Source organism: Micromonospora sp. NBC_01699 (assembly GCF_036250065.1).
Classification (GTDB): Bacteria; Actinomycetota; Actinomycetes; order Mycobacteriales; family Micromonosporaceae; genus Micromonospora_G.
Genome location: NZ_CP109199.1, coordinates 1,931,564 through 1,951,772, shown reverse-complemented (window position 1 = coordinate 1,951,772; position 20,209 = coordinate 1,931,564). Strand labels below are relative to the sequence as shown.

Annotated in this window: 18 protein-coding genes; 7 read left to right on the top strand and 11 right to left on the bottom strand. The window is 69.2% G+C overall.

The annotated features are described in order from the left end of the window. Positions 1-12 precede the first annotated feature (12 nt). Together OG792_RS08800 and OG792_RS08795 are read right to left on the bottom strand one after the other, a co-directional pair. Positions 13-2,103 (bottom strand): bifunctional polysaccharide deacetylase/glycosyltransferase family 2 protein, encoded by a 2,091-nt coding sequence (locus tag OG792_RS08800; RefSeq protein WP_329108728.1) that lies wholly within the window; start codon positions 2,101-2,103, stop codon positions 13-15. Between the two features lie 110 nt (positions 2,104-2,213). Further along, positions 2,214-2,765, bottom strand: a complete 552-nt coding sequence (locus OG792_RS08795; protein WP_329108727.1) for a hypothetical protein — start codon at positions 2,763-2,765, stop codon at positions 2,214-2,216. Positions 2,766-3,068: 303 nt separating this feature from the next. On the opposite strand from OG792_RS08795, the gene OG792_RS08790 reads away from it, so the two are divergent. Further along, complete coding sequence (locus OG792_RS08790; RefSeq protein WP_329108726.1) at positions 3,069-3,935, top strand: lamin tail domain-containing protein; 867 nt, start codon at positions 3,069-3,071, stop codon at positions 3,933-3,935. Positions 3,936-4,040: 105 nt separating this feature from the next. On the opposite strand, the gene OG792_RS08785 is transcribed toward OG792_RS08790, so the two are convergent. Then, a complete protein-coding gene (locus tag OG792_RS08785) occupies positions 4,041-4,487 on the bottom strand; it encodes a MarR family winged helix-turn-helix transcriptional regulator (RefSeq protein WP_329108725.1) in 447 nt (148 codons plus the stop codon). Positions 4,488-4,570: 83 nt separating this feature from the next. On the opposite strand from OG792_RS08785, the gene OG792_RS08780 reads away from it, so the two are divergent. Continuing rightward, the gene (locus tag OG792_RS08780) at positions 4,571-6,364 is read left to right on the top strand and encodes an ABC transporter ATP-binding protein (RefSeq protein ID WP_329108724.1); all 1,794 of its coding nucleotides are present in this window, start codon (positions 4,571-4,573) and stop codon (positions 6,362-6,364) included. Between the two features lie 107 nt (positions 6,365-6,471). On the opposite strand, the gene OG792_RS08775 is transcribed toward OG792_RS08780, so the two are convergent. Next, positions 6,472-6,945, bottom strand: a complete 474-nt coding sequence (locus OG792_RS08775) for a hypothetical protein (protein WP_329108723.1) — start codon at positions 6,943-6,945, stop codon at positions 6,472-6,474. 77 nt (positions 6,946-7,022) lie between these two features. Between OG792_RS08775 and OG792_RS08770 the strand changes: the two genes are divergently transcribed. Continuing rightward, the gene (locus OG792_RS08770) at positions 7,023-7,322 is read left to right on the top strand and encodes a GNAT family N-acetyltransferase (RefSeq protein ID WP_329108722.1); all 300 of its coding nucleotides are present in this window, start codon (positions 7,023-7,025) and stop codon (positions 7,320-7,322) included. A 163-nt stretch (positions 7,323-7,485) separates the two neighbouring features. On the opposite strand, the gene OG792_RS08765 is transcribed toward OG792_RS08770, so the two are convergent. Continuing rightward, positions 7,486-8,514: an ATP-binding protein gene (locus OG792_RS08765; protein ID WP_329108721.1), complete on the bottom strand. Its 1,029-nt coding sequence runs from the start codon at positions 8,512-8,514 to the stop codon at positions 7,486-7,488. A gap of 294 nt (positions 8,515-8,808) precedes the next feature. Beyond that, positions 8,809-9,804 (bottom strand): DUF1152 domain-containing protein, encoded by a 996-nt coding sequence (locus OG792_RS08760; RefSeq protein ID WP_329108720.1) that lies wholly within the window; start codon positions 9,802-9,804, stop codon positions 8,809-8,811. 337 nt (positions 9,805-10,141) lie between these two features. Between OG792_RS08760 and OG792_RS08755 the strand changes: the two genes are divergently transcribed. Both OG792_RS08755 and OG792_RS08750 read left to right on the top strand, forming a co-directional pair. Next, on the top strand, positions 10,142-10,675 hold the full coding sequence (locus OG792_RS08755) for a hypothetical protein (RefSeq protein ID WP_329108719.1): 534 nt from the start codon (positions 10,142-10,144) through the stop codon (positions 10,673-10,675). A 144-nt stretch (positions 10,676-10,819) separates the two neighbouring features. Beyond that, the gene (locus OG792_RS08750; RefSeq protein ID WP_329108718.1) at positions 10,820-12,019 is read left to right on the top strand and encodes a hypothetical protein; all 1,200 of its coding nucleotides are present in this window, start codon (positions 10,820-10,822) and stop codon (positions 12,017-12,019) included. A gap of 31 nt (positions 12,020-12,050) precedes the next feature. On the opposite strand, the gene OG792_RS08745 is transcribed toward OG792_RS08750, so the two are convergent. The 3 genes from OG792_RS08745 to OG792_RS08735 all read right to left on the bottom strand — a co-directional run bounded on the left by OG792_RS08745 (position 12,051) and on the right by OG792_RS08735 (position 16,023). Beyond that, complete coding sequence (locus OG792_RS08745) at positions 12,051-12,665, bottom strand: hypothetical protein (protein ID WP_329108717.1); 615 nt, start codon at positions 12,663-12,665, stop codon at positions 12,051-12,053. Positions 12,666-12,942: 277 nt separating this feature from the next. Then, a complete protein-coding gene (locus tag OG792_RS08740; RefSeq protein ID WP_329108716.1) occupies positions 12,943-15,348 on the bottom strand; it encodes an MMPL family transporter in 2,406 nt (801 codons plus the stop codon). Between the two features lie 42 nt (positions 15,349-15,390). Next, entirely contained in the window at positions 15,391-16,023 is a 633-nt protein-coding gene (locus OG792_RS08735; RefSeq protein WP_329108715.1) for a TetR/AcrR family transcriptional regulator, read from the bottom strand. 377 nt (positions 16,024-16,400) lie between these two features. On the opposite strand from OG792_RS08735, the gene OG792_RS08730 reads away from it, so the two are divergent. Then, positions 16,401-17,081, top strand: a complete 681-nt coding sequence (locus tag OG792_RS08730) for an SIMPL domain-containing protein (RefSeq protein WP_329108714.1) — start codon at positions 16,401-16,403, stop codon at positions 17,079-17,081. Between the two features lie 340 nt (positions 17,082-17,421). Here OG792_RS08730 and OG792_RS08725 read toward each other — a convergent pair whose 3' ends face one another. Both OG792_RS08725 and OG792_RS08720 read right to left on the bottom strand, forming a co-directional pair. Continuing rightward, positions 17,422-18,351, bottom strand: coding sequence for a DinB family protein (locus tag OG792_RS08725; RefSeq protein ID WP_329108713.1), 930 nt, complete (start codon positions 18,349-18,351; stop codon positions 17,422-17,424). A gap of 449 nt (positions 18,352-18,800) precedes the next feature. Continuing rightward, positions 18,801-19,211, bottom strand: a complete 411-nt coding sequence (locus OG792_RS08720; RefSeq protein WP_329108712.1) for a winged helix-turn-helix transcriptional regulator — start codon at positions 19,209-19,211, stop codon at positions 18,801-18,803. 78 nt (positions 19,212-19,289) lie between these two features. Between OG792_RS08720 and OG792_RS08715 the strand changes: the two genes are divergently transcribed. Continuing rightward, positions 19,290-20,180, top strand: coding sequence for a zinc-binding dehydrogenase (locus tag OG792_RS08715; RefSeq protein WP_329108711.1), 891 nt, complete (start codon positions 19,290-19,292; stop codon positions 20,178-20,180). Positions 20,181-20,209: the final 29 nt, after the last annotated feature.

Here is a 20,209-nt window from a genome sequence, read left to right as displayed (position 1 = left end):
CGGGCCGCCGGCTCACCCGGTCGGGCCGGCGCCGAGTGCCTGGCCCGTACGGTGCAGCTTGTGCCAGCGCAGCCGGGCCCCGGTCAGCGCGGTGGCCAGCGACTGGATCAGCACCAGATACATCATCTGGCGGTAGACGAACTGCTGTAGCGGCAGGGCCCAGAGCGGGCCCAGCTTCTCCTTGTCGAGCCGGAACGCCACCACCGCGGTGACGAACTGGAGTACGAGCATCGCCGACCAGGCCAGCAGCGTCTCGACGCTGTTGAAGAAGAACAGCCCGTAGATCGCGAGCAGGTCGATCACCGGGGCGAGCAGGGGCAGCGCCACCCCGAACAGGGCCAGGAAGGGCAGTCCACGGCGCCCGAACCGGCCCGACGCGCCGTGTTCGGTGACCGCGTGCCGGTGCTTCCACATCGCCTGCATGGTGCCGTAGCTCCACCGGTAGCGCTGCTTCCACAGCTGGCCGAGGGTCGACGGCGCCTCGGTCCAGGCCCGCGCCTTCTCCTCGTACACGACCTTCCAGCCGGCCCGGCACAGGGCCATGGTGATGTCGGTGTCCTCGGCCAGCGTCTCGTCGGTCATGCCGCCGGCGCCCAGCAACGCGGAGCGGCGGAACGCACCGATCGCCCCGGGTACGGTCGGCATGCAGCGCAGCGTCTCGTAGAGCCGGCGGTCGAGGTTGAAGCCGATGACGTACTCGATGTGTTGCCATTTTGCGACCAGGCTGCGCCGATTGCCCACCTTGACGTTGCCGGCCACCGCGCCCACCTGAGGGTCGCCGAACGGCTGGACCAGATGCCGAATCGAGTCGGGCTCGAAAACGGTGTCGCCGTCCACCATCACGATCAGGTCGTGCCGGGCCAGGGCCACCCCCGTGTTCAACGCGCTCGGCTTGCCGCCGTTGGGCTTGCGGACCACCCGGACGTTGGGTAGCCGGAGCGCGGCGGCGATGTCCGCGGTGTTGTCGGTCGAACCGTCGTCCACCACGATGACCTCGATGCCGGGATGGTCACCGGCGGCGAGCGACCGGACGGCGGCGGCGATGCCCTCCTTCTCGTTGTAGGCCGGGACGATCACCGAGACGGGATCGGTCACGGGTGGACCCCAGGACCAGTCGGGGGACCGGCGCCGCCGGGCGTGCCGGCCGGCGAGCAGGAAGAGCAGCACCGTACGGCCGATGGCCAGCACGCCCACGATGACAAAGAGCACACCGAGTACGTCGATGGTGCCGTCGGCTATCTGGATCGCCCAGACCAGTGCCGCGCCCCGCCACCGGTCGGCGCTCGGTGCGGCGGTGTGCCCTGCCACCTGTTGCGGGGTGGCCGCCTGCGCGAGGCTCAGGTTCAGCCCCTGGCTGACGGTGGTGAACTGGTAGCCCCTGGCCTTCAGCTCCGGGATGAAGCGGTGCAGCGCGGCGATGGTCTGCTCCCGGTCGCCTCCGGCGTCGTGGAACAGGATGATGGCGCCGGTGTCGCCGGTCGGGGTGGCGTTGCGGACGATGGCGTCGACGCCGGGCCGGGCCCAGTCCACGCTGTCGGTGTCGTTCACCACCGTCAGATAGCCCAGTTCCCCGGCCTCGCGCACGAGCGGCCAGTTGCGATCGTCGATCGCGTCGGCCCGCGACGAGTACGGAAAACGGATCAGGGAGGTCTGCACCCCGGCCGCCTTGGCGATCGCCAGCTGGGTCTGGTTGTACTCCATCCGCCGACGCCAGCTCGGCAGTTCCGTCAGGTTCGGATGCGTGAAGGTGTGTACGCCCAGCTCGTGACCGCCGTCGGCGATCCGCGCGGTCAGTTCCGGGTAGCGCCCCACCTGGGAGCCGACGACGAAGAAGGTGGCCGGGACCTGGTGTTCCTGGAGCACCTGGAGGACCTTGCGGGTCCAGAACGGATCGGGGCCGTCGTCGAAGGTGAGCGCGATGGTCTTGGGCGGCAACCGGTACGACTGGACCGCGCCGTGGCCCGTGTTGATGATCGGGCCACCGGTGCGGACCGACTCCGGCACCGAACCCTGGCCCTGACGGTCGTGCGTGCCGTCCGGGGTGAACTTCGCGTTCACGTACGCCTCGACGGCGAGCAGGCTGACCATCACGACGAGCAACATGGCGGGGATGACGCGGCTCGGGCGGGGAACCAGGCGCCGCCCCGAGGCGCCCGCCGGGGCGGGCGGGGCGGCGCGATGGCTCCGCGCAGACGTGGTCGTATTCGTGGGCATCACCGCGCCGACCCGTTGACCGGGTCGGCGAGCGGATCCACGGGTGGCTCGGTGGCGATCGGCGGGGTCGGCTGGACGGGCGGGTCGTCGGGTACGGCCGGTGGGGGCTCGTCCGGCACCACCGGTGGCTGCGGGTCCGGCACGGTGTTCGCCGGCTGCGTGGCCAGCGGGCCGCCGGTCGAGGTGACGGTCCGGGCGGGATTGGCCGTGCCGGACGGGGTCGCGCTCGGCCGACCGGCCCGGTCGGTCGCGACCGGGCTGCCGTCGTCGCTCGGCTGCGCCGTCGACACCGCGTCGACCGGTGCGACGGGGACCGGGCTCGGCAGCGGCGCCTGTGGCCGCCCCACCAGATCGGCGAAGGGCAGTACGGAGTTGGGGTTCACCGGTCCGCCGGCCAGGCTGATCCCGACCAGGGCGGTGTAGGTGAGGCCCAGCAGGCCGATGCCGTACGCGAGGTAGCGCACGAATCGGCGCCGCCGTCCGGTCGCATCGACGAACACCGGAGGGGGTTCGGGTACGGCATCCAGTACGACGGTGTGGGATTCGGTCACGTTCGGCGATCCTAATCAGGACCCGACCAAGCGTGATCAATAAATCGGCTCGACCGACTGCCCGTACGGGGACGGACATCGCCGAGCGGAGTCCGTTGATGTCCACACGGATCATCTCTCTGTCGGATTAAGTGCACTGAACCGGGCTGATTCAGCGGCACGACCCGCCCGACTCCCATCGCCCGGCGGCATGATCCAGCGCAAGACATCTGTCGCGATTTGGACACCCTTCGCATGTTGTTAATATTCGTCAATATCATTGTATGTAGGAAAGTCCCACTTCATGGCGTCAATGGAGGTTCTATGAGCACCGCCGTTACGACCGGCAGTTGGTCGTCCCTGAGCGTCACCCCACCGAATCTCAACGGTCTCGGCACCGATCAGGTTCGCTGGGGCATCCCGGCCGGCTCCAGCCAGAGCGGATACGTCTTCCGGGGCGGCTCCGTCGAGGTGCAGACCGACGGCACCGAGTTCACGCTCGGCACGTACACGCACGAAAACTTTCCCATCGTGGCCATGCCGGACCCGCAGTTCGACGTGGACCTCGTCGTACGGGTGGCCTTCGAGGACGGCACGGAGGCGAACTTCAGCTTCCGCTTCCACCACAACGAGACACCGAACAACGGTCCGACCCCGGACGACGTGGTGGACCTGCCGATGTTCGTCTCGCCGGAGACCGTGACGATCGACGGGGTCGAGTACGGCGTGGCGATCAGCGGATTCAAGCGGGGCGGTCAGGTCGTACGGACGTTCACCAGCCCCGAGAACGCCGCGAACAGCGCCGACATCGTCGCGATCTTCGCCCGTGCCGGTCAGCCGGACGTGGTCATCACCACCGTACGCAACCGGGGCGAGGTGAAGCGCACCCAGGCGGACGAGTACGTCGAGGTCGTCAACCGGGGCACCGTGGCCGCGAACATCAGCGGCTGGACGCTCGGCGCCGACGACGCCGGGCAGGACTTCACGTTCCCGCCCGGTACCGTGCTGCAACCCGGGCAGCGCATCAGGATCTACACCAACCAGCACCACCCCGAATGGGGCGGATTCAACTACGGCAGCGGACGTCCGATCTGGAACGACCAGGGCGACCGCGCGGCCCTGCGCGCTCCCGACGGCGAGGTCGTCTCCGAGTACGGGTACGGCTCGAAGGTGTTGACCGCGAAGCCCTGACGCTGTCTCGGAAACGGTGGTCGCCAGCGGTATGGCGGCCACCGTTTCGGGTCTGCCACCGCCCCGGCCGCTCCCGCCTGCCGGGCCGGACCCGCCGGTGGCGGATCAGCCGCCGAGGGTACGCAGGATGCGGGCGAGTTGGTCCCGGTCGGCGTCGTCGAGGGCGGCGAAGAGTCGTTCCGCCTCGGTCTGCCGGGCGGCCCGGATGGCAGCGCCGATGCGGCTGCCCTCCCCCGTCAGCGCGACCAGCGTGGCGCGTCGGTCGCCCGGATCGGGGCGGCGTTCCACCAGGCCCCGAGCCTGGAGGTCGTCGACCACCTCGGTGGCCGAGCGCGGCGCGATGCGCAGGTGTTCGGCGAGGGCGCTGAGCCGGAGCATGCCGTGCCGGGCGAGAACGCCGAGCGCGCGGGCCTGGCTCGGGGTGATGTCCCACGGCTCCAGCGCCTCCCGGCTGCGTCGCCGCAGCCGGCGGGCCACCCCCCAGAACGCCTCCGCAAGGGTCTCGTCCTCGCCGTCCGCCTCGGTCACGGGAATGCCGTCCGCCTCGGTCACGGGGAATACGGTAGCAGGGAGTACGGTTACTACCTCATAATGAGGTAACCTCAGCAACTTTCCCGACGAACGGCAGGTACCCCTTGGAATCCACCCCCTCCGGCCGCGATCGCGGCCCCCGCACCGTCAGCAGCGCCGAGAAGACCCAGGCCCGCCAGGTGTCCCTGCGCCGCATCGCCGGGCTGTTCACCCAGCACCGGGCCGCGCTCGCCATGGTCACCGCGATCATCGTGGCCTCCTCGGTCATCGCGATGGCCTCGCCCTTCCTGCTCCGTCACGTGATCGACCAAGCCCTACCGGAGCGCGACCTGACGCTGCTCGTCTGGCTGGTCCTCGGCATGGTCGGGGTGGCCGCCGTCACCTCGGTCCTCGGCGTCGTGCAGACCTGGATCTCCACCCGGGTCGGCCAGGAGGTCCTGCACCGGCTGCGCACCGACGTCTTCCGCCACCTCCAGCGGCAGTCACTGGGCTTCTTCACCCGGACCCGTACCGGCGAGGTGCAGTCCCGGATCACCAACGACATCGGCGGCATGCAGTCGGTGGTCACCTCCACGGCCACCGGAATCGCGTCCAACCTGACCACGGTCGTCGCCACCGCGGCCGCCATGGCCGCGCTCTCCTGGCGGCTCTCCCTGGTCTCGCTGCTCGTGCTTCCCCCCGCGATCTGGCTGACCCGCCGAGTCGCCCAACTGCGCCGGGAGATCACCGCGCGACGCCAGCGTGAACTGGCCGACCTCAACGTCACCGTCGAGGAGGGGCTGTCCATCAGCGGCGTGCAGCTCGCCAAGACCCTCGGAACCGGACCGGCCCTGATCGAGCGGTTCAACACCTCCTCCGCTCGCCTGGTCGACCTGGAGCTGCGCAGCGAACTCGCCGGACGATGGCGGATGGCCTCGATGAGCATCATCTTCGCCGCCATCCCGGCGATCATCTACCTCAGCGCCGGCCTGCCCGGCACCGCCGGCACGCTGAGCATCGGCACCCTGGTCGCCTTCACCGCGTTGCAGGGCGCGCTGTTCCGCCCGCTGATGGGCCTGCTGAACGTGGGTGTCTCGCTGACCGCGTCGCTGGCGCTCTTCGCCCGGATCTTCGAGTACCTGGACCTCCCGGTCGAGGTGGCCGACCCGGCCGAGCCGGTCGGCATCGACCCCCGCCGGGTCCGCGGTCACCTGCGCCTGGACGAGGTCAGCTTCAGCTACCAGGGCAGCGACACCGCCGCGGTCGCCGGGATCACCCTGGACGTGCCCTCCGGCACCAGCCTCGCCCTGGTCGGCGAGACCGGCTCCGGCAAGAGCACCCTCGCCGCGCTGGTCAGCCGGCTACACGACCCGAGCAGCGGCCGGGTCACCGTCGACGGCGTCGACCTACGCGACCTGCGCCTCGCCGACCTGGCCGCGATCGTCGGTGTGGTCAGCCAGGAGACGTACCTGCTGCACACCACCGTGCGGGAGAACCTGCGCTACGCCCGCCCGGAGGCCACCGACGCCGAGATCGAGGCCGCCGCCCGCGCCGCGCAGATCCACGACCTCATCGCCGGCCTGCCAGACGGGTACGACACGATGGTCGGCTCGCGGGGGCATCGGTTCTCCGGCGGCGAGAAGCAGCGTCTGGCCATCGCCCGTACCCTGCTGCGCGACCCGCGCGTCCTGATCCTCGACGAGGCGACCAGCGCTCTGGACACCGAGACCGAACGGGCCGTACAGCGTGCTTTCGATGTCCTTGCCGAGGGACGCACGACGATCACCATCGCGCACCGGCTCTCCACCGTGCGCGGCGCCGACCAGATCGCGGTGCTCGACCACGGGCGGATCGTGGAGCGCGGCACCCACGACATCCTGATCGACAGCAACGGCCGGTACGCCACCCTGGCCGCGTGACGCCGCCCCGTCCTCGCGAACTGATCGTCCTCGGATTGATCATCGAGCGCCCCCGGCACGGCTACGACCTGGAGCAGGTCATCGAGCGTCGCGGGACCGCCAACGAATTAGCTACAGTGGATCGGTCCCCACCGCTCCTCGGCGAGGTTGCGGTACACCACGTAGACCAGGATGCACCGGTCGGCGGTCCCGGTGACCTGGGCGGGGCCGGCGTAGTACTGGAAGTTCCCGGAATCGCGGTCGAAGACGAGCGGTTCACAGGCGTTGCCCGAGTTGCCGGTGGGGCACTTGCCGATGAAGACCTCCATGTGCTCCGACTTGTCGCGGTTGAGATTCTTCTGCGCCCAGACGCAGTTCGTTCCCCCGTTGGCGCTGGAGTAGGAGATGAAGACGGAAATCGCGCCGCCGTACGCGTCGCGGTGTGGCGACAGCTCGGTGCCGGAACAGGATGCACCGGGGCTCAGCTTGGTGTGCGCGGACGCGGGCGAGCCGGTCACGGCGAGCGTCGCCGCCACCAGGATCGCGGCGAGGATTGCTCCGATCAGGGGACGGGTCTTGGACCACGGCATCGCGAAGACCATGAAAAATCCTTCCATCGGGGGCACATTGACCATCACTATTCCACAAGTGATCTACCCCTCGGCGATGCTGCTCCATCGTGGAGATCGCTCGCCGCCTCATCAGCCGCAGACGCGGCCCGTGGGAGATCTCCTACCAGTTCCGACCCGCGTCATGGGGCGTGGGACTGGCCTCGGAGTCGATCTCCGCCCTGGTCGACTGGTTCTTCGCCCACACCGCCGAGGACGTGCTGATCGCGGTGACCCAGGAGGCCAACGAACGCCCCGGGAGGTTGTTGGAGCGTACCGGGGCCTGCCTCGCCACGAAGTTCGAGCAGTACGGCGCCCTCCAGCGCCAGTACGAGTTCCACCGGGCCGACCGGCCCGGTCCCATCCCGTGACCCGGTCGGCGTACCGGTGCTGGGGGGCACCCACCGGGTGCTCTCCCGCGGACCTCGCGGTTCACGGCGCCCCTGGTTAGGGTGGCGCCATGCCGATCGTGCGGAGGGGGTACGCGCCCGGACGGAGCGCGCTCACCGGGACGGGCACCGATCCCGGGCCGCGTCAGGCGGATCTGCCCTCCGGTGGATTCCTGCGGCTGGTGCTCTGGCTCCTGGGCCTCCCGCTGCTGCTGATCGGCCCGTTCATGGTGTACGCGGCCGCCTTCCTCGCCACCGGCGAGCCCACCGCAAACCGCTGGATCATGGGGTCGCCGGGGTGGGGGTAACCATCTCCTGCGCCAAGCTGGCCGGGTACGAGTCGCGGCTGCGCGAACGGGCCCGGCGGGAGCTGCGCCGGCTGGAGACAATCGGCGTCGCCGCCGCCCAGGTAGAACGGGTTTCCGCCGCTGGCGGCGTGACGGCGACGCAGATCCTCCGATCCGGCGGACTCGCCGAGCAGTCGCGCCGCCTCGGCCACGGACAGCGGACCCACCTCGATCCGCCGCGCGGGCGCCGCCGGCAGCGGGCCACTGCGGGGGTCCGGGCCGGGCAGTCCGAACGGTGCCCGGGTGGACATCTGCCGGGGCCGGTACACCAGGACGACCAGCAACGGTGCGTGTACCGGGTGGCGCAGCAAGTGGCGGATGAGCCCGGTCGAGGCGTGGTCGGCCCAGTGCAGGTCGTCGAGGACGAGCACGAGCCCGTCGTACGCGGCGCGTTCCAGCAGTCGCCGCGCCACCTGGTATGTGCGGAAGCGCCGTACGTCCACCCGCTGTCGGGCGGTGTCCACCCGCAGTGGACCGGGATCCGGGTCGACGGGCGGGTCGGGCTGCTCCGGACGGGCGGGTCCGAAGACGTCACCGAGCCGTCGTCCGCCGAACGCGTGCCGGAAGACGTGGAACGGGATCAGCCGCTCGACCTCCGTACCGCTTCCGTGGGCCAGCCGAAGCCCCCGGTCGGCGCAGTCGGCCATCGCCTCGTGGACGAGCCGGGTCTTGCCGATCCCGGGCTCGCCCACGACCTCCACCACCAACTGTTCCCCGCTGCCCAGCATCGCGGCAGCATCATCGAGCAGCCGCAGTTCCGGCTCTCGCCCCACGAAGCGGCCGAGCCCACCCACCCGCGTACGGGTGGTTCCTGTCGTCAGCGTCATGACCAGCCCCGAGAGATCAGCAGGTCCGCGAACTGTTCGTCCGGCGGTCGCCGCCACTGCCGCCGCCGCCCACAGGGCCGACGGCAACAGGATGCGGATCACTGCGTCTATCGATATCAGGCCGAAGGATCCACCGAACAGGTCCACTGTCGAATCCAACAGGTCCGGTCTGAGGCCATGTCGACGAGGCACCTTCGCCCGGCTCGGCCTCGACGAGTACGTCTTGCGAGCGCGTTCGGTCCGTACGCCTCCGGCACCGGCCGAAGCTACCCCGAGCGCCTTGACGTGGCGGGTTCAGTGGGGAAACGCGCGGGGGACGCGTGCGCCGAGGAGTTCGTCGCGGAACGCCTGGATGCGCGTGATGACCTGTCGCCTGCCGACGGTGTTCTCGATGCGGTCGAGGTACAGGCATCGGGCGGCGAGTTTGTCGAGGTCGACGGTGAAGTAGATCGCCATCAGCGGGTTGACGAACAGGTCGCCGCCGCCGGTGCGCCGGGTGAACCGGACGTCTCCGAACGCGCCGCTGGTGGCGGCGGCGATCTGTCCCTGGACGATGCTCGGCCGGTCCGGGGTGGTGGCCTGGGCGTCGGCGACAGCATCGCGGTACAGCGCCGCCTCGCGGCTGGAACCGGGGATGGACAGGGCACCGAGGTAGCCGCCGTCGCGGTCGAGCGCGGCGAGGTTCTCCAGCACCTGCACGTGGTTGACGCCGTCGTAGGCGTCGATGCCGAAGCCGAGACTGGTCACCAGCTTGACCGGCACGTCCAGCGCGGCCACGGCGGCCAGGCTGGTTATGTCCTCCACCGGGGTGCCGAGCTCGCTCTCGTCGCCGCGCAGCAGGACATCGGTGCCGCCGTCGACCAGCACCACCGCATCGATGTCGAGTCGGTCAACCAGATACCGGTACGCCTCCCGTAGCGGCTGGACGCCGAGTGGCGGAAAGGCGTACACGGTCGACGGCAGGTCCCGAGCCGCCAGCCACCGGGCGAGCGTCCGTTCGGGGAAGTACCAGTCCGGGCTGGTGGTGTCCGGCCGCACCGCCGCGACGTGCTCCGCCACCCACGCGTCGCGCTCGATCAACTCGGGCTGGGAGAAGGACAGGCTGGCCAGGTGAACCTGGGCGCCGCCGTGCCAAAGGGCGAACGCCAGGGGCAGGCCGGCGTACACGTCGAACCCTCCGCCCGCTCCGGCGATGAGGATGTTCCGCGCCGGAGCCAGCGCGGCAAACAGCGGCGGAACGGTCAACGAGAACGTACCGGGGTCGATCGGCAGCGCGGCGGGGTTCGTCATCACTCAATGATCGCAGCGTGCCCGGGAAGCTGCATTGTCCAACCAGCCCAGACAATTCTGACCACTCCACGACAGGCCAATTCAACAAAACACTATTCGACCAATGCCCCTCCCACAAAGGGGTGAAGTTACGCCGGTTTGGCAACTGTCGGGGGTGTGCCGACATCCCATGACCAGCAAGGACAAGTCCGACGATCCCCGTTGAGCGAATAATGGGACAGTTTTGTCGCGTGGTAGCGCACGATGCCTATTGCGCTCCCAAAATTGCGGGCATACTCTACGCATTCAATCGCACGCCATGGGTGATCTTCCCGGGCGTTTGCTGACAGGAGATGACGTGCTCAGACGCGCTACCACACTGGGGATCGCCCTGCTGGCCAGTCTCGCGCTCACCGGCGTGGCCGCCATGCCGGCGCAGGCATGGCTCCCCGAATGCCCCATCGACTCGGAGTGCGGCGGTGGCGGCGGCGGTGAGGGCGGTGGTGGCGGCGGCACCCCGCCCGGCCCGGCCTACAACTTGCAGGGCGTCATCCAACTGGAGGACACCGGTCACGAGGGAGCCTGGCCTCTACGCCTCGGCGGCATCAAGGTCCGGGGATACTCCCGACTCGCCACCTGGGGCAACGACCGGGTGGACGCCAACTACATCAACGTCCGGTGCTCCGCCACCGTACTCAGCTACTCCACCCAGGAGTACGACTCCGAGAACAACGGCGCCCTCGTCGACGTGCACTTCTGGTCTCCGACCGTCCCGGTCACCGGTGTCCCCGCCCAGTCCCGCACGGTCACGGTCACCTGCATCCACCATGCCGAGAAGAACGGCGTCAACTACGACACCACCAGCACCGCCCAGTTCGTCATCCCCGAGTGATTCCCGGCCGGGGCGGTCCAGACCGGACCGCTCCGGCTTCTGGCGGGCAGTCTCCCATTCCTGCCGATTCGGTACGGGGTACGGGGTACGGGGTACGGGGTACGGGGCAACACAAAACCACTGTCCACTTTAGAATCACGGCCCATGCAAACTCTTCGTCGAGCCGTCACTCGTGGTTGCGCCGCGCTCCTCTGCACCGCCGGGATCGTGGCCGGTCCGGCGACCGCCCTCGCGGCGGCGCCGGCCGAGGCGGCGGATCTCTCGGTCACCGTCGTCGGTACGACGTTCGACAACTCGGTGGACTGGAAGGTCGCCACGCTGACCGTGACCAACCTCGGTCCGGGCACCGCGACCGATATTCGGCTCCGGCTCACCGGTTGGCTGGACGGCGAGGTCGTCGACCTCGGCACCGTCTCCTTCTGCCCCGGGCCCGGCCGGCCGCCGCTGCCATCCCCGCCCGTGCCGACGATCCCGCCCGGCGATCGACTCAACCCGATCGGCGAGGAGTGCGAGCTGCCGGACCTGCCCGCGGGCCGCTCGTTGAAGCTCGACGCCAAGATCGTGAAATGGGCACCCGCAGCCGGGCGGTTCGGCGAATACACCGCCACCGTCCGACACGCGAGCACCGATCCGGTCGTCGCCAACAACACCTTCAAGGGTGAACTGGCGGGAGCCGGCGTCGCCGGTCCGGACCTGTACGCGCGTGCCTGGGACGTACCGACGGACACGTCCGGGCGGGCCGGCGCCGTCGTACCCGGTCACCGGGCCGATCTGCGGTTCGAGATCGGCAACCAGGGCAGCTCGACGGCGGACGCGGTCGACGTCACCGTACGGCTGCCCGACCACGTGACGTTCCACGGCGACCAGCCCGGTTGCCGGTACGACGCCGACCGGCGGGTCGCCACCTGTGCGTACCGTGGGCTTTCGATCGTTCCGGCCGATGACGACACCAGCCCGGACGACCGGGAGTTCTCCGCACTGCGCTTCCGCTTCGCCGTCCGCGTCGCGCCGGACGCGCCCGCCCCGGCCCACCTTCAGGGCGGCTCGGTTGAGGTCAAACTCGTCACCGCCCCGGCGGCGCGAAACGTGTCCGGCCTACCGGAGGGTGTCACCGGGGCTCGGGCCAACCAGGAGGTCGACCCGAGCGACGACAGCGACCGGTTCACGGTGTTCACCGCGGCGGCCGACGGGGACGGCGGCGGGCTCCCGGTGACCGGGGCGTCGGCGGCGTTGATCGGCGGCGTGGGCGCGGGCGTCATCATCCTGGGCGTCGGCCTCTTCCACGTCTCCCGGCGGCGTCGCCTCGTCACCGTCGGCCCCGACGGCGAGAAGCTGACCCACTGAGAGCCGACCCGCTCGTACTCTTTCTCCGTAGTTATCCCCTGCCATTCTCCCCGTAGCAGCGAGCTGCGGCCCGCAGGGACGCCATGAGGGAGTAACCGGGGTAGCCGCGGCGGTCCGCGTAAGGAAATCGGTGGTAGCAGTTCCAGTAGGAAGCCATGCGTTGGCCGGTCAGGGCGAGGAAGGACGGGTTCGCCGCGAGGACCCGCCCGTAGGTGGCGTGCTGGGGCGTACCCGGGTCCTCGATCTCGCCGAGTTCTCGACGGATGTCCAGGAGGATCTCCACGACGTACTCACCGACCAACCGGACCACGAACGGAACCACCCAGGGCTCGTCCAACCCGATCACCTGGGCCAACCGCCGCTGCCGCACCCGCCCATCCTGATGACGGGTGTACAGGCAGTCGAGGATCGCCAGTTGGGTGACTGACAGCCTGTCTCCGAGCTCGGCCGGCGGCTCCTCGCTGTCGATGCGGTACGGGATGGTCACCGGCCCACCGTCGAGCTCGACGGAGAAGGTCGAGGACGACGGCCCCGTCCGTGGAGGTGGTAACAGCTCCACGACCGCCTGAACGTCTTCGCGGAGCCGGCGGGGGAACGCCGCCGCGAACCACGGCTCGGTCCGGCCGGTCAACGCCGTGCTGGTCACGGTGCGACCGTACAGCGGCTCACCAGCCGCAGCCAGGCATTACCACGAGCTCCTCGACAGCCACGACCAAACGTTCTGCGGCACCCGCGGCACCCACGGACCCGCCGATCAATCGCCAAACACACCCCGTCACAGGGGGAACGCTCGTCCGCCAGGGCGAGCGTTCCCCCTTTCACCGATCGCTGAACAAGCCGAGTGAGAATGTTCGATCCGGTAGCGAATCCGGATTTCGGTTGGACTCGTTGGTTACACCAGCCAGAAGCTACGGGTGGTCTGTCTATCGCAGGGTGAGGATGGGCTCCTGCTGCGTGTCGCCCACGGAGTCGTGCGTGATGGGATGGCTGCGTTCCAGGGCGGCGCCCTCCACATCAACATTGGGCAGGATCCGGTCCAACCAGCGCGGAATCCACCACGCAGAGCGGCCGAGCAGGTGCATGACCGCCGGGATGAGCAGCATCCGGACCAGGAACGCGTCGGCGAGCACGCCGAAGGCCAGGCCGAAGCCGAGCGATCGGATCATGGTGGTGTGCGAGAAGATGAACCCGCCGAAGACGGCGATCATGATGATCGCGGCGGCGGTGACCACCGTACGGCCGGCGTGCAGACCCCGGCGGACGGCGACCCGGGCGGACGCGCCGTGGGCGTACGCCTCTCGCATGCCCGAGACCAGGAACAGCTGGTAGTCCATGGCCAGGCCGAACAGAATGCCGATCAGGATGGTCGGCAGGAAGCTCAGCACCGGCCCCGGATCGTGTACGCCGAACACCGAGCCGAGCCAGCCCCACTGGAAGATCGCCGTAATGCCGCCGAACGTGGCGAACAGCGACAGCACGAACCCGAGGGTCGCGGTGAGCGGAACCAGGATCGAGCGGAAAACGAAGATCAGAATGATCAAGGACAGACCGAGTACCACACCGAGGTAGACGGGCAGCGCGTCGGACAGCTGCTCGGAGATGTCGATGTTGCCGCTGGCGCTGCCGGCCACACCCAGCGTGACGTCCCCGTCGAGCGGTGACAGCTCCCGCAGATCGCGTACGAGCTGCTCGGTCGTCTCGCTGTTCGGCCCCTCGGCGGGGACGACCTGGAAGGCGATCAGGGTGTTGTCGCTGGACTGGCCGATCGGGGCAACGGCGGTGACGTTGTCCTGACCGAGGATCGCGGTGCCGATGCGGGCCTGCTCGGCGAGCGTGTCGTCGTCGGTGACCGCGGCCGGCAGCCCCGCCACGACCAACAGCGGGCCGTTGACGCCGGCCCCGAACTTCTCCTCGATCAGCTGGTAGGCCTGGTACTGCGTGGAGTCCTCGGCCTCGGACGAGCCGTCCGGCAGACCCAGCCGCATGGACAGCGCCGGCAGTGCGAGCACGATCAGGACGGCCAGACCGGCAACCGCGGTGAGCAGCGCCCGTCCGGTGGTCATCGGCGTCGCCGGCACCCGGCCGGCGGGTGACTGCCCGATGCTCGCGCGGGCCTTGCGGGTGAGGATCCTCAAGCCGAGCAACGACAGCAGGGCCGGGGTCAGGGTGACCGCGATGACAACGGCCACGGCGACGCAGATCGCGCCGACGGTGCCCATCATGCCGAGGAACCCGATGCCGGTGACGTTGAGTGCCAGCAGCGCGACCAGCACGGTCGCCCCGGCGAACACCACTGCGTTGCCGGACGTACCGTTCGCCAGGGCGATGGACTCGCGCAGCTCGACGCCGTCGAGCAGCTGGCGGCGGTGCCGGTTGAGGATGAACAGGCAATAGTCGATGCCGACCGCCAAGCCGAGCATCACACCCAGCACCGGGGTGATCGACAGCATCTCGACGGCGCCGGACAGTGCCAGCGAGGCGGTGACGCCGACCCCGACCCCGACAAGGGCGGTCAGCAGCGGCAGCGCGGCGGCGATGAGCGCGCCGAGCATGACCAACAGGGTGATCGCGGCGACGACGAGACCGGCGACCTCGCCCACGCCGAGGATCTGCGGCACGCTCTGGGTGATCTCGTTGGAGAACTCGGCCTCGACCCCGGCCGGGACGCCGGCACTGACATGGTCGACCACGCCGTCCTTGGTCTCCGGCGTGACGTTCATCTGCGCCTCGTCAAAGACGACCGAGGCGAGCGCGGTGGTGTCGTCCACCGAGACCATGCGGATCTTCGAGGACATGGCAAGCAACTGCTGCGACAGCTCCAGCTTGGCGGCCTGCGCGTCGAGCTGCGCCCGCTGGGCGTCGAGCTGCTTGCGCTGCGCCTCCGGAAGCGCGTCCGCCGCATTCTGGGCCCGCTCCAGCTCCTCGCGCCCTGCGGCGATCTGCTGCTGGCCGCCCTGCACCTGCTGGGTCTGCTCGGTCAGCTGCTGCTGGGTGATGAACGGGTCGGTGGCGGAGGCCACGCCGTCGAGGTCGCCGACGCTCTTCAGCAGCGCGCCGATCGCCGTACGCTGATCGGCGGTGAACGCCGACCCGTCGGCGGTGTGGAACAGGACCGTCCCGTTGCCCCCGCTGGCGCTCGGGAACTTTTCCGCGAGCTGGTCAATGACCTGCGAGGTCGCCGTTCCCGGAATGGTCACCTGCGACGACAGCGCGCCGCCGAAGACGAAGTAGGCGGTGGTGGACAGCCCCAGGACCACCATCCAGGTGATCAGGACCGTCCAGGCGCGTCGGGCGCAGAAACGCCCGACGCGGAACAGCAACTCGGCCATGGTGGCATGCTCTTTCGGCTCGAAACGGAGGGGTGGTGAAAGTCAGTAGCCCGTGCGGATGTTCTCGATCAGCCGCTCTAGGAGCTCGTTCCACAGAGTCCTGGCCGCCTCGTCAGTGGCGGCGCCGGTCGCCGCGAGCCAGTGCTGCGCGATCACCTCGGTACCATGCATGAGCGAGCTGACCAGCAGCTCCGCTTCGAGCGGGTCGAGATCAGCGTTGCGATCCGCGAGCTCGCGCGCCAGATCGACCGTGGTACGCGAGAACGTCGCCTGGACGATCTGGTGCGGGCGGGGGTCGCCCGTGCCGAACCCGCCGAGGGCCCGCCAGAGGAATGTGATGGTGCCAGCCACGTCGGTGGCGCGCAGCGCCGCCGAGACGGTATCGAACATCGCCGTACGGCTGCCCGTTCCGGCAGGTGTCGCGGTGACCTGGGCACGGAAGTTGTCGATCACGACGGCGAGGACCTCGGTGCACACGGTCGTCACGACGTCGTCGATGGAGACGAAGTGGTTGAAGACCGTACGCCGGGAGACGTCGGCCCGCTCGGCGAGTTGGTCAACGCTGAACCGGGCCGTCCCGCCCTCGACGATCAGGGCCTTGGCCGCGTCGAGGATCGCCCGCCGGTGCCGGGCCTTCAGCGCTGCCCGCCGGTCGGGCGACACGGTAGCCGTCATCACGCCATTACACTAAATGCATCGTTGCATAAAGTGCAACTGCTTGCCGAGCCTTCTGACGTCGACATCAGCCGTGGATGTCCGGCTCGCCACCGCCCAACCAGCCGGGCAGTACAGCCGGCACCCTCTCCGGAGGCCCTCGACCGCGAGATTCGTCGCGGCAAGCGAACGGTTCTGAGCTCCTCCGGGTGACCGAGCGCCACCGAGCGCCAACCGTCAATCTCGTCCGGGGTGGCACCGAGCCGGTCGCGGCCACCGCCATGTGCGGGGTATTTGCGGTACTTCTCGGCTGTGGCGCTCGGCTTCGACAACCTCGACCGTGACGGGCTGTAGGTCCTGTTCGGTCGGGCCAGTGTTCACCAGGAGGTGCACCGCCGGTGCGACGCGGCGCGGACGATCTGGTTGGATCGACGGTCATGCAGATGGTGGAACGACCATGGGGAATCACCACGTTCGGTGCGGCGAGTGTGAAGGCCGTCCCGGATCTCGTACGGGTGCGGTTCAAGGTCGTACGTGTGGAGCAAACCCCGAACGCCGCGTTCGAAGCGGCCCGCGCCGCCGTACGGGCCGTGCGTGGCGCGCTCCGGGCGCACGCGATCAGCGACGCGGCAGTCGAGGGTTCGCGGTTGGACCTAAAGACCGCTACCGAGTACGTGGACGGCGCACGTAAGTTCGTCGGCTACCAGTGCCAAGCTGCCTTCGCGGTCGAGTCACGCGCGCTGGACGACGTTGAGCCGCTACTCGTCGATGTCGTCGCGGCCGGCGCCAACGAGATCGAGGGCGTCGACTTCGATGTCCTCGCCAAGCGCGAACTGCGGGCCGAGGCCCGGCGCAAGGCGGTCGCCGCAGCCCGCGCGAAGGCCGACCTCTACGCCGAAGCTGCCGGCGTCCGCGTCGGCGCGGTCGTCCACGTCGAGGACGTTGACCCAGAACAGCCCGGCACTGCCCGCTACCGCAGTCATGCCGAGGCTGCCGCCACCACAGCCCAGGACCTCGCCCCCGGCCACATTGTCGTGTCTGCCGCCGTGATCCTCGGATACGCGGTAGCCCGCGACTGAAACCATCGCTCGTCGAATGCGTCGCCCGCGAAAAGGCGGGACAGATCACCTGGCAACACCAGCGGCCCCGCCGCCATCCACCGGAGGCATGACTCACCGACGACTCATGACCTCCGCTGGAGATCCAGAAGGGTCAGGTGGCGCCCATGAACGCCAATCATGCCGTGTGGCGACGAGCAGATCGGGGTTCCCAGGTGTGTTGCCACACGATGTACTTGCCGGCATCCGCTTCTGCTGCTGTCCGGGCGTGCTCATCGGTGAAGCGCGGCCAAGCTCCGTAACGGGCCGCTAAATCGGCGGCATCCTGATCTGCCGGGAGTTGCGTGAGGCGACTGTCGTGTCATGCGAGGACGCCCGTTCTGAACACTGGGCCTTGGTCCTGCGAGTCGAGGTCACGCAGCGCGAAGCGGAGGTGCTCCCACTCCTCGTCGAAGATCACGTGAAGGCAGTGCAGGACCGACTCCTCGTGTTCGGGCGACCATGCGGCGGGCCGAGGCTCGGCGAGCAACTCCGGCGTGACGGTCGCGAGAAAATGCCGCACCATGGCCTGCCGCTCGGCACGCGCATGAAGTGCCTCTGTGAGAGTCGGCTGCTCCGTAACAAATATCGAAATGTCAAAGCCATCAGCCTCGTACTCGGCGTGTGGCTGGCCGAGCGGGTGGAAGGGCTGCGGCAGGCGCAGGATCGCCTTGCCCAGCCATGCGTCGGTGGCGAACGCGAGGTGGCGCAGCGTCTGCGTGAACGACCACTCGCCGTCGATCGAGACGTCCGAGGCACCCTCGGGCATGGACACGACCCGGTCGACCGCGGCCGCCCAGGCCCGCTCGATAGCCACCCACGCCGTGCGGAGGCCGTTCGGGTCCGTGGCCTGCCTCAGCTCGCGCCCGGGGAACCGCCGGTTGAGTTCCGCCTCGACGAGCGGCGCAACGTCGACACCGTTGACCAGGAGTGCACCCTCGGCCAGCCACGGTGCATCAATATCGAGCCCGCACACGTCAACGCCGCGCATCACCGCGCCGGCCAGCGTCGACCTGTCGAACCGCGCACCTCGCAGATCCCTGTCGACAAACGTTGCGACGTCGTCCTGGGCCATGGCGTCCTCCACCCCGTTGGCGATCGCGGCGATGCTAGCGCGCGGTCCTGACAACCCGAGCACGACGCGGCCCAGTCCGGAGCCAGCAAGCGCAGCTTGCATCGAGCCGCGCAGGGCGACTGACCAGGGATCAGCGGGTGCTACCACGGCGGCATAGCGGGTCGCCAGTCTGGACATGGTGCCGTCCGACGATGGCCGCAAGAGTAGGGCTTCCGGACTTGCCGATGAGCGGATGTTCCGCCATCAAATCCGGACCGGCGGTGAAGACCTAGCGGTCGGAGTGAGCCGTATGCCCCGTCCGCGTCGTGGGCCAGGTCTGTCCCGTAGCAGCAGAGATTACGCAGTTAGGGATTTTGGGGCATTCGTCGTTGGGGTCGACGACGTGCCTGATCCAATCGCCGATGGCCGCGAGCTACGCTACCTGTGCCTTCGTGAGCGGTCGATGGCAAGGCCGCAGGCATCCGCGACGTGGCCAGGCGCGCCCGTCGACGACAGTGTCCCGGCCGATATCGGTGAGGATGGGCAGGGCATAGCGGCCAGCGGATGCACCCGCGCATCGCCGGCGCCATTGGTATTCGCCTGGGGCGGCCTCGATACACCGGGCGGCTACGTCGAGAGCGCTCGAATCAACCGATGGCCGCGTCGTACGTTGCCCGGGCCGCCTCCACCTGGGGCATGTGTACCTCGGCCCACTCCTTGAGGTGACTCATCACTCCAAGAAGCGATTCGCCGAGCGAGGTCAGTTCGTAGTCGACTCGGACGGGCACCGAGGGCGTCAGCGTGCGCGTCACCAGGCCGTCGCGCTCCATCCGGCGCAGGGACTGGGTGAGCATCTTCTGGCTCACCCCGGCGATCTGCGAGGACAGCTCGGAGTAACGCAGCGGACCGCGCAGGCCGAGCGCGACTATCAGCAGGCTCACCCACTTGTCGCCGATCGTATCGAGCAGGCGCCTACTGGGGCAGCTCGCTGCGAAGGCGTTGAACTGCGGCTTCGGCTGCTGGGCGGATGCCGCCACGACGTACCTCCAGGTGCGCACCACACTCCAAAGTGCCTACTTCCCAAAAGAATGTAGGTCACCGAAGGTGGTGTGGCAAACAAACGCAGGAGGAACCGAATGCGCGCACTCATCACTCGTGCCGGGGCTGACACGCCGGTACTCACCGACGTCGAGCCCGCACCGCTCGGCCCTGCTGACCTGCGGATCCGCATCAGTGCGGCCGCCGTCAACCCGATCGACGTCTTCCTGGCAACCGAGCGGGGCCGGGCCGTGTTCGGCCTACGTGGCGGGACCGGCCTGGGCTCGGACCTCACCGGGACCGTCATCGAAGCAGGCGCCAAGGTCGACGGCTTCGCCGTCGGCGATCGGGTAGCTGCCCTCGATCGCGACCCCGCCGCCCCGAGCCGGGCGCACGCGGAAAGCATTGTCGTCGCGGCCGCCGATGCGGCCCGCGTGCCCGTCGATCTCGACCCGCTGACCGCGGCATCGATACCGCTCAACGCGCTCGCCGCACGCCAGGGGCTCGACCTCCTCGGCCCGCCCGAGGGGCGGACCCTGCTGGTGACCGGCGCGGCCGGTGCCGTGGGCGGATATGCCGTCGCCCTGGCTGCCCGGGCCGGCTGGCGGGTCACCGGGCTCGCCCGAACAGGTGACGTGGACTTCGTCAGCAACGCCGGCGCCGAGCAGGTCGTCAACGAACTCCCAGGGCCGGCATACGACGTCGTGCTCGACGCCGCCGCGATGGAGAACGAGGCGATCCCAGCGGTGCGCGACGGTGGCGTGTACGTCGGTTATCCCGGACAGTCGACCCAGGCCGTACGGCGGATCCAGATCAAGTCAGTCGTCACCCAGCCCGACGGTGCCGCACTGGGCAAGCTGCTCCAGCTCGCTGCCGACGGACTGCTCCAACTCCGCATAGCCGGCACCGTCTCGCTGACAGACGCGGCGGTGGCGTACGCCAAGGTCGCCAGCGGCGGCCAGCGCGGTCGCTGGCTCCTTGTCCCATAGCCCAAGACCTTCCCCGCCGAGGCGGGAGG

Coding starts and splice junctions, on each gene's coding strand:
- OG792_RS08800 (WP_329108728.1), bottom strand. CDS start 2,103: ATGTTGCTCGTCGTGATGGTCAGCCTGCTCGCCGTCGAGGCGTACGTG.
- OG792_RS08790 (WP_329108726.1), top strand. CDS start 3,069: ATGAGCACCGCCGTTACGACCGGCAGTTGGTCGTCCCTGAGCGTCACC.
- OG792_RS08775 (WP_329108723.1), bottom strand. CDS start 6,945: ATGGTCTTCGCGATGCCGTGGTCCAAGACCCGTCCCCTGATCGGAGCA.
- OG792_RS08765 (WP_329108721.1), bottom strand. CDS start 8,514: ATGACGCTGACGACAGGAACCACCCGTACGCGGGTGGGTGGGCTCGGC.
- OG792_RS08760 (WP_329108720.1), bottom strand. CDS start 9,804: ATGACGAACCCCGCCGCGCTGCCGATCGACCCCGGTACGTTCTCGTTG.
- OG792_RS08750 (WP_329108718.1), top strand. CDS start 10,820: ATGCAAACTCTTCGTCGAGCCGTCACTCGTGGTTGCGCCGCGCTCCTC.
- OG792_RS08740 (WP_329108716.1), bottom strand. CDS start 15,348: ATGGCCGAGTTGCTGTTCCGCGTCGGGCGTTTCTGCGCCCGACGCGCC.
- OG792_RS08735 (WP_329108715.1), bottom strand. CDS start 16,023: ATGACGGCTACCGTGTCGCCCGACCGGCGGGCAGCGCTGAAGGCCCGG.
- OG792_RS08725 (WP_329108713.1), bottom strand. CDS start 18,351: ATGTCCAGACTGGCGACCCGCTATGCCGCCGTGGTAGCACCCGCTGAT.
- OG792_RS08715 (WP_329108711.1), top strand. CDS start 19,290: ATGCGCGCACTCATCACTCGTGCCGGGGCTGACACGCCGGTACTCACC.